Consider the following 12,627-nt stretch of genomic DNA (forward strand, 5'->3'; position numbering starts at 1 on the left):
ACCCACTACCCTCAGCCGTTGGGCCCTACTGTCGCGACGATAGTCACTTGCTTGTTGTCAGGAATTTCCTGATAAGCCAAAACGTGCAAATTCGGTACTGCCAGGCGCCCAAACCGCGACAACATCGCCCGGACCGGGCCTGCCACCAGCAGGATCACCGGTTGGCCCTGCATTTCCTGGCGTTGCGCGGCGTCGATCAACGAACGCTGCAGCTTCTCAGCCATGCTTGGCTCCAGCAGAACCCCCTCTTCCTGGCCTTGTCCTGCCTTCTGAATACTATTGAGCAATATTTGTTCCAACCTTGGTTCCAAGGTGATCACAGGCAGCTCGGAGTCAAGCCCTACAATGCTTTGCACGATTGCACGCGACAATCCGACGCGCACCGAGGCCACCAGCGCGGCAGTATCTTGACTCTTGGCGGCATTGTTGGCGATAGCCTCGGCAATGCTGCGAATGTCGCGCACCGGCACCTGTTCGGCCAGCAACGCCTGCAATACCTTGAGCAACTGCGACAGCGACAGAATGCCTGGCACCAGTTCTTCGGCGAGTTTTGGCGAGGCTTTGCCCAGCAAACCCATCAATTGCTGGACTTCCTCGTGGCCGATCAGCTCGTGGGAGTGCTTGTACAGGATCTGGTTGAGGTGAGTCGCAACCACGGTGCTGGCGTCCACCACGGTGTAACCCAGGGATTGCGCCTGGCTGCGCTGGCTGATTTCGATCCACACCGCGTCCAGGCCAAAAGCCGGATCTTTGGCGGTAATGCCGTTGAGGCTGCCAAACACCTGCCCGGGGTTGATCGCCAGTTCGCGGTCCGGGTAGATCTCGGCCTCGGCCAGGATCACGCCCATCAGGGTCAGGCGGTAGGCACTCGGCGCCAGGTCGAGGTTGTCGCGGATATGCACGGTGGGCATCAGGAAGCCCAGGTCCTGGGACAGTTTCTTGCGCACGCCCTTGATCCGCGCGAGCAATTGGCCGCCCTGGTTGCGGTCCACCAATGGGATGAGGCGGTAGCCCACTTCCAGACCAATCATGTCGATCGGGGTCACGTCATCCCAGCCAAGCTCCTTGGTTTCCTGGGCGCGGGCCGGGGATGGCAGCAGTTCCTGCTGGCGGGCGATCTCTTGCTGGGCGATGACTTTGATCTGGTTCTGCTTCTTCCAGAACAGGTACGCAGCGCCGCCAGCCAGGGCCGCCATGCTCAGGAATGACACGTGCGGCATGCCCGGCACGATACCCATGATCGCCATGATGCCCGCCGCCACGGCCAGGGCCTTGGGCGAAGCGAACATCTGCCGGCTGATCTGCTTGCCCATGTCTTCGGAGCCCGAAGCACGGGTCACCATGATGGCCGCCGCTGTTGATAACAACAGTGATGGCAATTGCGCCACTAAACCGTCACCGATGGTCAGCAACGCGTACACCTTGCCCGCATCGCCAAAGGTCATGCCGTGCTGGAAGATACCCACGGCCATGCCGCCGATCAGGTTGATGAACAGAATCAGCAGGCCGGCGATGGCATCACCGCGCACGAATTTGCTGGCACCGTCCATGGAACCGTAAAACTCGGCTTCCTGGGCCACTTCCAGGCGGCGCGACTTGGCTTGGTTCTGGTCGATCAGGCCGGCGTTGAGGTCGGCGTCGATGGCCATCTGTTTGCCGGGCATGGCGTCGAGGGTAAACCGCGCGCTCACCTCGGAAATCCGCCCGGCGCCCTTGGTCACCACCACGAAGTTGATGATCATCAGGATCGCGAACACCACGATACCGACCACGTAGTTACCGCCGATCACCACCTCACCGAAGGCCTGGATCACCTTACCGGCGGCGGCGTGGCCGTCCTGGCCGTGGAGCATGACCACGCGGGTGGACGCTACGTTCAGCGCCAGCCGCAGCAGGGTTGCCACCAGCAGAATCGTCGGGAATACCGCGAAATCCAGCGGCCGCAGGGCATACACGCAGACCAGCAGCACCACGACGGACAGGGCAATGTTGAAAGTAAAGAACACGTCGAGCAGGAACGGTGGCATCGGCAACATCATCATTGCCAGCATTACCAGCAACAACAACGGCACACCCAGATTGCCCCGCGAGAGGTCAGTCAGGGTGCTGCGCGCCGTGCCGAGCATTTGAGAGCGATCCACCAGTATTCCTCGTGTCCTTTGAAGCAAAGTTTTGACGCGGTTGGGCGTCTTGCAGGCGGTATTGCAAGAAGCCTTCCAACTTTTGCTTTAGGGGGCAGATCGTACCGGGCACTGCCTGCGGGCGATCTTTGAGGAGAGCACTACAAACGCTTGACGTTACTGGCCTGCGGGCCTTTTTGGCCCTGAGTGATGTCGTATTCGACTTTCTGATTCTCATCCAAGCTTTTGAAACCGTCTCCTTGTATAGCCGAAAAATGCACAAAAACATCCGCGCTGTCGTCGTCCGGCTTAATGAAGCCAAACCCCTTCTCCGCGTTGAACCACTTCACAGTGCCTGTTGCCATTACCGTTCTCCTGACATCTCACTCAAAAACTTGCCGGATGAGTCTGACATCGGACGCAAAAACGCCGTCAGGTCGATGGACCCGCTGAAATGCCACCTGCAAACCCACCGTAAGCCGGACGCCCCGCGAACCGACGAGATCCACTGGAACGGCTTCGCCGTCCACGACAATCAAACCCTTTCCAGTTGCCTGGTCATAGGATTTGACGACGCCTCTGATAACCCGATTCAAAATCACTCTCCCTGCATCTCGTTTACAGCCTGCGCGCAGTGCATAGGGCAATAGAACCGCGAGCAGCGCGCTTTGGCTACTGTGAAGTTTGACAGGTAGACGACAGTTATCGATGAGTGGTAAGCAGGACGGGAGTGCGTCAGGAATCGCGACGCAGGTCCGGTGGAATCGGCAGGTCTTTGAGCGGGTCCGGACGCTTGCCCTTACCCGCGCGGTATTGGCGAATCTGATAGACGTACGCCAGCACCTGAGCCACCGCCAGGTACAACCCGGCGGGAATCTCCTGGTCGAGGTCGGTAGAGTAGAAGATCGACCGCGCCAACGCCGGCGACTCCAGCAGCAGGATGTCGTTGGCCATCGCGATTTCGCGGATCTTCAAGGCGGTAAAGTCACTGCCCTTGGCCAGCAGCATCGGCGCGCCGCCCTTCTCCGGGTCGTACTTGAGGGCCACGGCGTAGTGCGTGGGGTTGGTGATGACCACATCGGCGTCGGGCACCGAGGCCATCATCTTGCGCTGGGACATTTCCCGCTGCAGTTGGCGAATGCGCTGCTTGACCTCGGGACGGCCTTCCTGGTCCTTGTGCTCGTCGCGCACTTCCTGCTTGGTCATCAGCAGTTTCTTGTGGCTTTCCCACAACTGAATCGGTGCATCCACCGCCGCAATGATGATCAACCCGGCGGCCATCCACAGCGCGCTCCAGCCCACCACCTGCACACTGTGGATGATCGCCGACTCCAGCGGTTCATGGGCGATGCGCAGCAGGTCGTCGATGTCGGACGACAGCACCATCAGCGCCACAAACAGTATCAGGATGAATTTGGCCAGGGCCTTGAGCAACTCCACCAGGGCCTTGGTGGAAAACATGCGCTTGAGCCCCGCAGCAGGGTTCATCCGGCTGAACTTGGGCGCCAGGCTGCCGGCGGCGAACAGCCAGCCACCGAGGGCCACCGGGCCGATCAGTGCAGCCAGCAGCAAAGTGATCAGGATCGGCTGCACCGCCAGGATCGCGATCTTGCCAGAGTGCAGCAGGTACTGGCCCATGGCATCGGGGTTGAGCAGCACTTCGCGGGGCAAGCTGAAGTTGTGCTTCATCAACTCCATCAAATCCAGCGCCAGGCCCCCACCGTAGATCAGCAAGGCGCCGGCGCCGGCCATCATGGTCGCAACGGTATTCAGCTCTTTGGACCGCGCGATCTCGCCCTTTTCCCTGGAGTCCTTTTTACGTTTCTCCGTGGGGTCTTCTGTTTTGTCCTGACCACTCTCGCTCTCGGCCATGGCTCAGCGCGTCCGTGCCAGATCACGTAAGAACTGCAAGGCGTCGGTTGCCAGCGGTTGATACTGATTGAGAATGTCGGCCAGGCCGATCCAGAAAATCCACATGCCCAATACCAGGGTCAACGGGAAACCAATCGAGAAGATGTTCAGCTGTGGCGCCGCACGGGTCATCACGCCGAACGCGATGTTGACCACCAGCAAGGCGGTAATCGCCGGCAATACCAGCAACAGCGACGCGCCGAATACCCAGCCCAGGCGCCCGACGATCTCCCAGAAGTGATTGACCACCAGCCCCGAGCCCACCGGCAAGGTGGTGAAGCTTTCGGTCATCACCTCGAAGGCCACCAGGTGGCCATTCATCGCCAGGAACAGCAAGGTCACCAGCATGGTCAGGAATTGCCCGATCACCGCCGCCGACACGCCGTTGGTGGGGTCGACCATGGAGGCGAAGCCCATGCCCATCTGGATCGAGATGATTTGCCCGGCCACCACAAAGGCCTGGAAAAACAGGGTGAGGGAAAAGCCCATCAGTGCGCCGATCAGGATCTGTTCGGCAATCAACAGCAATGCACTGAGATCAATGGCATTGACCGGCGGCATCGGCGGCAACCCCGGCACGATCACCACGGTAATCGCCACCGCGAAGTACAGACGAACGCGGCGCGGCACGAGAGTGGTGCCGAACACCGGCATGGCCATCAACATCGCCGTCACCCGGAACAGCGGCAGGATGAACGACGCCACCCAGGTGCTGATCTGGGTGTCGGTCAGTGCCAGCAACGACTGCATCCGGTCAGCCGATCAACTGCGGAATACTGCCGTACAACTGCAGGATGTATTCCATGAAGGTCTGCACCAGCCAAGGGCCGGCCACGATCAGGGTCACCAGCATCACCAGCAGGCGCGGCAAAAAACTCAAGGTCTGTTCGTTGATCTGGGTCGCGGCCTGGAACATCGCTACCAGCAGGCCCACCAACAGGCTCGGCACCACCAGCACGGCGACCATCACGGTGGTCAGCCACAACGCTTCACGGAACAGGTCAACCGCTACTTCTGGCGTCATTGCGCTATACCCCGCCGAAACTGCCGGCCAACGTGCCGATAATCAGCGCCCAGCCGTCGACCAGCACAAACAGCATGATCTTGAACGGCAACGAGATGATCAGCGGCGACAGCATCATCATCCCCATGGCCATCAGCACGCTCGCCACCACCAGGTCGATGATCAGGAACGGGATGAAGATCATGAAGCCGATCTGGAACGCGGTTTTCAATTCGGAGGTGACGAACGCCGGCACCAGGATGGTCAGCGGCGCCTGATCCGGGGTGGCGATGTCGGTGCGCTTGGACAAGCGCATGAACAACTCAAGGTCGCTGGAGCGGGTCTGCGACAGCATGAAGTCCTTGATCGGGCCCTGGGCCTTGTCGATCGCGTCCTGGGCGGTCATTTTTTCCGCCAGGTAGGGTTGCAGGGCTTGCTGGTTCACCTTGTCAAACACCGGTGCCATGATGAACAGCGTCAGGAACAAGGCCATGCCGGTGAGGATCTGGTTCGACGGCGTCTGCTGCAGGCCCAGGGCCTGGCGCAGGATCGAGAACACGATGATGATCCGCGTGAAGCTGGTCATCAGCATGACGAACGCCGGGATAAAGCTCAGCGCGGTCATGATCAGCAGAATCTGCAGGCTGACCGAATATTCCTGCGCGCCCGCGGCGTTGGTCCCCAGCGTGATCGCCGGGATCGACAACGGATCGGCGCCGAACGCCAATGGCGCCGCCAGCAACAGCATGAGCGTCAATAAAACGCGCATTACTTCTTATCCTTCTGATCCTTGCCCAGCAACTCCATCAGGCGCTGGGCGAATTCTGGCGTGGCGGACTGGCTCTGATCCACGCTCACCGGGGTCTTGAGCACGTGCAGCGAGGTAATGCGACCGGGCGTGATGCCCAGCAGGATCTGCTCCTCGCCCACTTGCACCAGCACCAGCCGATCACGCGGGCCGAGGGCGCGGGAGCCGATCATCTCGATCACCTGGCCATTGCCCGGCCCCACACGCTGCACGCGGCGCATCAGCCAGGCCAGTGCGAAGATCAAACCCACAACCAGCAACAGGCCCAGCACCAGCTGGGTCAATTGCCCGCCGATGCCGCTGCTCACCACGGGCGCAGTGGCGGCAGCCGCTTGCGCGGCCGGCTCAGCCGCCAGGGCGCTCAATGGCAGCGCCAGAAACAGTCCCGCCATCGAATACTTCATATCAGCGCAACTTCTTGATGCGTTCGCTCGGGCTGATCACGTCGGTCAGGCGGATGCCGAACTTTTCGTTGACCACCACCACTTCGCCATGGGCAATCAGGGTGCCGTTGACCAGCACGTCCAGCGGCTCACCGGCCAGGCGATCCAACTCGATCACCGAACCCTGGTTGAGTTGCAGCAGGTTGCGGATGTTGATTTCGGTGCTGCCGACTTCCATGGAGATCGACACCGGAATATCGAGGATCACATCCAGGTTCGGGCCATCGAGGGACACCGGTTCATTGTTTTTCGGCACGCTGCCGAACTCTTCCATTTGCAGGCGATTGCCGGCCGGCGCGGTGGCGGCGTCAGCGGCCAGCAGCGCATCTATATCGTCTTGGCCGACATCGCCGGTTTCTTCCAGGGCAGCCGCCCATTCGTCAGCCAGGGCCTGGTCTTCGGCGGAAGTGTTTTCGTGTTCGGTAGCCATTGCATGTCCTCGGCGGAGCAAAAATGAGTGTTGATCAGCGACGATTGATCGGTTCGACCACTTGAAGAGCCAAGTTGCCCTTGTGGGAACCGAGCTTGACCTTGAATGACGGCACGCCATTGGCGCGCATGATCATTTCTTCCGGCAATTCGACGGGGATGATGTCCCCCGGCTGCATGTGCAAAATATCGCGCAGGCGCAACTGGCGACGGGCCACGGTCGCGCTCAGGGGCACGTCGACGTCCAGCAGGTCTTCGCGCAGGGCCTTGACCCAGCGTTCGTCCTGGTCGTCCAGGTCGGACTGGAAGCCCGCGTCGAGCATCTCGCGCACCGGCTCGATCATCGAGTACGGCATGGTCACGTGCAGGTCGCCGCCGCCGCCATCGAGTTCGATGTGGAAGGTCGACACCACAATGGCCTCGCTGGGGCCGACGATGTTGGCCATGGCCGGGTTCACTTCCGAGTTGATGTACTCGAAATTGACCTCCATGATCGCCTGCCAGGCTTCCTTCAAGTCGATGAAGGCCTGCTCCAGCACCATGCGCACCACCCGCAACTCGGTAGGGGTGAACTCACGGCCTTCGATCTTGGCGTGACGGCCGTCGCCGCCGAAGAAGTTGTCCACCAGCTTGAACACCAGCTTGGCATCCAAGATGAATAGCGCGGTGCCGCGCAGGGGCTTGATCTTGACCAGATTGAGGCTGGTGGGCACGTATAGCGAGTGCACGTACTCGCCGAACTTCATCACCTGCACGCCGCCCACCGCCACGTCCGCCGAGCGGCGCAGCATGTTGAACATGCTAATGCGGGTATAACGGGCAAAACGCTCGTTGATCATCTCCAGGGTCGGCATGCGTCCACGGACGATGCGATCCTGGCTGGTGAGGTCATAACTTTTGACGCTGCCGGGCTCGGCAGACATTTCGGTCTGTACCAGACCATCGTCGACGCCATGCAACAGCGCGTCGATTTCATCCTGGGACAGCAGGTCTTGCACGGCCATGTCGTGATCCTACTGCAATACGAAGTTAGTGAAGAGCGCCTGCTCGACCACGACTTTGCCAAGTTCCTTCTGGGCCACTTCCTGCACGCTGGCCGTGACCTTCTGGCGCAGCATTTCCTGGCCCACCGGAGTGGCGAGTGTGTCGAAGCTTTGGCTTGAGAACAGCATCACCAGGTTGTTGCGGATCACTGGCATGTGCACCTTGAGTGCGTCCAGGTCCGAAGCATTGCGCGCCAGCAAGGTGATGCTCACCTGCAGGTAGCGCTGGCGGCCGTTCTGATTGAAGTTGGCGACAAAGGCCGGAAGCATCGGCTCGAAGATTGCCGGTTGCTTGACGTTACTGGCGGTTTCGGCGGCGACTGCCGGCTTGCTGGCACTGCTGTGCATGATGTACCAGGTGCCGCCGACCGAGGCGCCGATGGCCAGGAGCAGGCCCAGGACTATCAACAGGATAAGCTTGAGCTTGCCTTTGCCTGCGGGTGCTTTTGCTGCGTCGTCGCTCTTCGCCATGCCAATAATCCGTCACTATTCGGGGATTCATAGATCTACGGAAAGGCAAGAGCAAGTGTTATGCCAGAGTTGTCTGATGGATTTGGAAGTGTATGCCGATATCTGCCACGCAACAGGTGCCCTGTGGGAGCGGGCTTGCTCGCGAATGCGGTATATCAGTAACAAATATGCTGACTGATCCACCGCATTCGCGAGCAAGCCCGCACACATATTTGGGCCTGTGCAACGTTCAAATCAGGCGTAGTAATCGACGGCGCTGGAGCCGATTACGGTTGAGGTTACAGGTGCCACGGCTTCAGCCACATCAATGTGGTTACCACTGTCGCCGTTATCACCACCGCGCCCGCCGCTGCCGCTCACGCCACGGGTCTGCGCCTGTTGCTGCTGTTGCTCCTGGCCACGGGATTGGTCGGACACGTTCACATCCACCTGGCCCATGCCCTGCTGGGCGAACATCTCCCGCAAGCGGCCGGACTGGCTTTCCAACGCCTCACGCACCACCGGGTGGGCGCTCATGAAGTTGACCTGGGCCTGCTGGTCGGCGGTCATGTTGACCTTGATATCCAGACGACCGAGCTCGGCCGGCTGCAACTGGATCTCCGCCGACTTGAGGTTGGCGCTGGACAGGTACATCACGCGGTTGACGATTTCGTCGGTCCAGCCGCTCTGGTGCATGGCCAGCGGCGCATTGGTCACCGGCGGCAAGGCGTTGGCGGTTTTCGGCGTGGCGGCTTGAGTCAATGCAGCCAGGCGGTTGGCGAAGTCATCGACTCGGGTGTCGCTGCTGGCGTTTTTGAGGTCCTTGAGACCGTCTTCGATCAGCCCGCTGAAAGCCTTGTCGCCGCCCGTGTCAGTGCTGTCTTTGGTGGCTTGCTGGTCGACCATATCGGCCAGGCCGGCGGCAAAGTTCTGCGCGGCGGTGGGTTGGTCCTGAGTGGGCGCCGGGGCGGCTTTCGTCTGCGCCTGGCTGCTGGCCGAGACGTGACCGCCCTGCTCCATCGCCAGGCGCACGGCTGGCATGGCGTCCAGGGGATCGGCTTCTGGATCGAAAGCCGGCTTGGCTTCTTCGGTCGCCGCGATCGGTGCGGCGAGTACCGGTTGGGCTTTGTCATCCTTGGCCGTGGTGACGGGCGCCGGGATTTCTACCGGCACCGGCACGGCCACCGGGGTGACGCTGGCTATCAATGCCGGGTCGACCACTGGGTCCGTTGGGGGCTGCTGCACCAGGGTCGGATCGGCAGGCGCGTCGTCATCCTTGCTGGCACTGTCGTCGGGCTTGGCCGGTGGGGTGGCAGGCAAGGGTTTGCCGCTATCGGCAACGGCTGGCGTGTTGGCGGCAGGTTTGTCGCTGCCCGTAGCAGGTTTGGCGCTGGCGTCGGAAGACTTGCCTGCGGTGGGTTTGGGCGAGTTGTCGTCGGCCTTGGGCGTGGGTTTCGACGCTTGGTTGGCGAACACTTGAGCGAAGCCAGGGCCCGTGTTCCGTGGGTCCGCAGCCGCTGCCGCTGGGGCGGCGGCGGGCGCTTGAGGCTTGGCCGCGGGGGCAGCCTGAAGGAGCGAATTCGGGGCGACTGGCATAGGTAAAGGTCTCCACTGCATGGGGGTCGGGGATGCAGTATTGGGAGGTAGAGCAAGAGTTGGGCCAGGTTTTGGTTGGGGTTGGTTTTATTGAGTACATATCCGTTATTTAGGTAACGGCCACCTATGGTTCCGCTCTTACAGCGGGAGCTGGCTTTGGAGCGTGGGTAAGCCGGCAGGACGCCGGGTTAGCCGCGCTGGGCCAAGGATGGCCCATCGCGGCGGCCCACGCTCCAAAGCCGGAGTGAGGGCACACCGAGCCTAGGCGAGGTGCCGAGTGTTGGGGCGAAGCGTTTTTGGTTACTTTTTGCGCTTTTCAAAAAGTGACCCGCTGTAAGAGCGGAACCCTAAGCAGCCGTTACCGCAGGAATGGATATGTACTCGATAAAACCAACAATCAAATCTGAAACCGCTGCCGCTCCGACTCATACAACGGCTTAACCAAAGCAAACTCCCGATCAATCTGATCCACCAACTCCCCCAGATCCCCAACAGCAGACTCAACGGATTCAGCCTCCAACCGCTGACACAACTGCGCCAACCTTACCGCCCCAAGGTTCCCACTGCTCCCCTTGAAACTATGCGCAATCCGCCCCAACGCCTTGGCATCATCCCTAGCCTTGCGCAACGCCTCGACACGTTTCTGGGAATCATCAAGAAAGGTATCAAGCAACTTCGGATACTCACCTTCCATGACTTCCTGCAAACCCGACAACACCTCCGGGTCCAGATGTAGATCAACCACTTGCTCGCTCCTTGATCAAGAATCGACGGATTATGCCAGAGCCTCCCAGGAAAACTCCACGCAGACACTGCGCCCGCCATCGGACCAGCCTACAGCGCTGCTCAACTGACGCACGAGGCTCAAGCCCCGGCCAGACAGACGGTCGACATCCAGCGGCCGCGCCAGCACCTGCTCCACGTCAAACCCCGGACCGCTGTCCTCAATGCGCAGGGTCATCTTCCCACCCGTCGCCGTCGGCACCACCTGCACATGCACCCTTATATACCCGCTGTCGAGTCGCGCCAGGCGGTCATTACGCTGACGGTAATACTCGGCAAACCCTTGGGCGTCGCGCTTGAGCCTGGAATCGAGGCCCAGCACGCCATGCTCCAACGCATTCGAATACAACTCAGCCATCACGCTGTAGAGCGCCCCGCTCTGCTCACGTAAGCCATGGATCTCCAACAACAGTTGCAGCAGGTACGGTAACGGGTTGTAACGCTTCAAGGTTTCAGCGCGGAATTCGAAACTCACCGACCAATCCAGCGGACACGACTGCCCGCTGTCCGCATACAACGGCCCAGCAGCACGCAATTGTTCGCCGGCTTGCAAGGTGATTTCCACCATGCTCACATCATCCCGTGCTTCTCCGCGAAATGCCGCCAGAGCCTGCTCGATATCTTCAAATAAACGATCAGGCTCACGATTGGCGGCAAACACCTGTTGCAAGCGTTCGGCGCCGAACAGTTGGTCATTGACATCGGCGGTGTCCAACACACCATCGGACAACAAGAACACCCGATCACCGAGGGCCATGGGCCAGACTTCGGTGCGATCATCAAACGCTTCGGCCGACAGCACACCCAATGGCATATGCCGCGACGCAAGCGGTGTGCGTTTGCCGGTGGCGATTTCATGCACATAGCCGTCGGGCATGCCGCCGTTCCACACCTCCACCACCTGCCGCTGCGTGCTCAGGCACAACAGGGTGGCGCAGCAGAACATGTCCACCGGCAGGATGCGCTTGAGCTTGGCGTTCATCTCCCGCAGGGTCTGCGCCAGGCCGTAGCCTTTGGCGGTCATGCCGTAGAACACTTCGGCCAGGGGCATGGCCCCCACCGCCGCCGGCAGGCCATGCCCGGTGAAGTCGCCGAGCAGCACATGCATGTCACCGGACGGTGTGTAGGCGGCCAACAACAGGTCGCCGTTGAACAACGCATAGGGCGATTGCAGGTAACGGATATTCGGCGCGGCATTGATGCAACCCGAATGCGCGACCTTATCGAACACCGCCTTGGCCACGCGCTGCTCATGCAGGAGATAGCCGTGGTGCTTGGCGATCAGGTCGCGCTGCTGCAGAACCGTGGCCTGCAACCGACGCAGGCGGTCCATGGCGTTGATCTTCGCCGCGAGAATAAGCTGGTTGTAGGGTTTGGGCAGGAAGTCATCGCCGCCGGCATCCAGGCACTGGGCCAGCGCTTCGCTCTCGCGCAGGGAGGTGAGGAAAATCAGCGGTACCAGCTCTTCTCCCGCCAACTGCTTGATCCGCCGCGCTGCCTCAAAACCGTCCATCACCGGCATGAGCGCATCCATCAACACCAACTGAGGGCGCTCACGGGTAAACACCTCGACCGCCTCAGCACCGTTGGTGGCTGTAAGCACTTGGTGGCCCTGACGCCGGATGATGGTCGACAGCAACAGGAGGTCGGCGGCACTGTCTTCGGCGATCAGGATTGTCAGCGGTTCAAGGACCGGGGCCAGGGCGCTCAACTGATGTCGAACAGTTTGTCGAAGTTGGAGATGGCGAGGATCTTGCGCACGTCGGAGTTGCTGTTGACCACCCTGACCTCCGACTCGTCGCCACCCGCGTAGTCGCGCAGGAGCAGGAGCATGCCCAGGGCGGAACTGTCCATGTAGGTGGTTTCCTTCAAATCGACGACGTACAACTCGGGCACTTTGTAGAAACGCTCGTAGGCATCACGAAACATCTGGTGGCTGCCGAAATCAAACCGGCCCTTGACCGCGATCGTCAATTTCTTCCCGTCCAGGGATACTTCTGACTCGACCGACATGCGACTGCTTCCTTGTCATTGGCAATGA

At 60.6% G+C, this 12,627-nt stretch carries 14 protein-coding genes; all 14 read right to left on the reverse strand.

Going from position 1 to position 12,627, the window contains the following annotated elements:
- Positions 1-11: 11 nt before the first annotated feature.
- Complete coding sequence (gene flhA / locus LVW35_RS20370) at positions 12-2,126, reverse strand: flagellar biosynthesis protein FlhA (RefSeq protein WP_442799692.1); 2,115 nt, start codon at positions 2,124-2,126, stop codon at positions 12-14.
- A gap of 155 nt (positions 2,127-2,281) precedes the next feature.
- Entirely contained in the window at positions 2,282-2,485 is a 204-nt protein-coding gene (gene cspE / locus LVW35_RS20375) for a transcription antiterminator/RNA stability regulator CspE (RefSeq protein WP_233891775.1), read from the reverse strand.
- A gap of 370 nt (positions 2,486-2,855) precedes the next feature.
- Entirely contained in the window at positions 2,856-3,992 is a 1,137-nt protein-coding gene (gene flhB / locus LVW35_RS20380; protein WP_233891776.1) for a flagellar biosynthesis protein FlhB, read from the reverse strand.
- A gap of 3 nt (positions 3,993-3,995) precedes the next feature.
- Positions 3,996-4,781 carry a flagellar biosynthetic protein FliR gene (gene fliR / locus LVW35_RS20385; protein WP_233891777.1) on the reverse strand — a complete coding sequence of 262 codons (786 nt, stop codon included), beginning with the start codon at positions 4,779-4,781 and terminating at the stop codon, positions 3,996-3,998.
- Between the two features lie 4 nt (positions 4,782-4,785).
- On the reverse strand, positions 4,786-5,055 hold the full coding sequence (gene fliQ / locus LVW35_RS20390; RefSeq protein WP_010208761.1) for a flagellar biosynthesis protein FliQ: 270 nt from the start codon (positions 5,053-5,055) through the stop codon (positions 4,786-4,788).
- Positions 5,056-5,059: 4 nt separating this feature from the next.
- Positions 5,060-5,803 carry a flagellar type III secretion system pore protein FliP gene (fliP, locus tag LVW35_RS20395; protein ID WP_016976565.1) on the reverse strand — a complete coding sequence of 248 codons (744 nt, stop codon included), beginning with the start codon at positions 5,801-5,803 and terminating at the stop codon, positions 5,060-5,062.
- Complete coding sequence (fliO, locus tag LVW35_RS20400) at positions 5,803-6,246, reverse strand: flagellar biosynthetic protein FliO (RefSeq protein ID WP_233891778.1); 444 nt, start codon at positions 6,244-6,246, stop codon at positions 5,803-5,805. The genes fliP and fliO overlap by 1 nt, the downstream gene beginning before the upstream one ends.
- Position 6,247: 1 nt before the next feature.
- A complete protein-coding gene (fliN, locus tag LVW35_RS20405; protein ID WP_233891779.1) occupies positions 6,248-6,715 on the reverse strand; it encodes a flagellar motor switch protein FliN in 468 nt (155 codons plus the stop codon).
- Positions 6,716-6,749: 34 nt separating this feature from the next.
- Positions 6,750-7,718 (reverse strand): flagellar motor switch protein FliM, encoded by a 969-nt coding sequence (gene fliM, locus LVW35_RS20410; protein WP_233891780.1) that lies wholly within the window; start codon positions 7,716-7,718, stop codon positions 6,750-6,752.
- A gap of 9 nt (positions 7,719-7,727) precedes the next feature.
- Complete coding sequence (gene fliL, locus LVW35_RS20415; protein ID WP_233891781.1) at positions 7,728-8,228, reverse strand: flagellar basal body-associated protein FliL; 501 nt, start codon at positions 8,226-8,228, stop codon at positions 7,728-7,730.
- A gap of 234 nt (positions 8,229-8,462) precedes the next feature.
- Entirely contained in the window at positions 8,463-9,803 is a 1,341-nt protein-coding gene (locus LVW35_RS20420) for a flagellar hook-length control protein FliK (protein ID WP_233891782.1), read from the reverse strand.
- A 397-nt stretch (positions 9,804-10,200) separates the two neighbouring features.
- A complete protein-coding gene (locus tag LVW35_RS20425) occupies positions 10,201-10,548 on the reverse strand; it encodes an Hpt domain-containing protein (RefSeq protein WP_233891783.1) in 348 nt (115 codons plus the stop codon).
- Positions 10,549-10,578: 30 nt separating this feature from the next.
- Complete coding sequence (locus tag LVW35_RS20430) at positions 10,579-12,297, reverse strand: ATP-binding SpoIIE family protein phosphatase (protein WP_233891784.1); 1,719 nt, start codon at positions 12,295-12,297, stop codon at positions 10,579-10,581.
- Entirely contained in the window at positions 12,294-12,599 is a 306-nt protein-coding gene (locus tag LVW35_RS20435; RefSeq protein ID WP_233891785.1) for an STAS domain-containing protein, read from the reverse strand. Before LVW35_RS20435 ends, LVW35_RS20430 begins: the two co-directional genes overlap by 4 nt.
- Positions 12,600-12,627 lie beyond the last annotated feature (28 nt).

Origin of the sequence: Pseudomonas sp. HN11, assembly GCF_021390155.1 — a bacterium.
Classification (GTDB): Bacteria; Pseudomonadota; Gammaproteobacteria; order Pseudomonadales; family Pseudomonadaceae; genus Aquipseudomonas.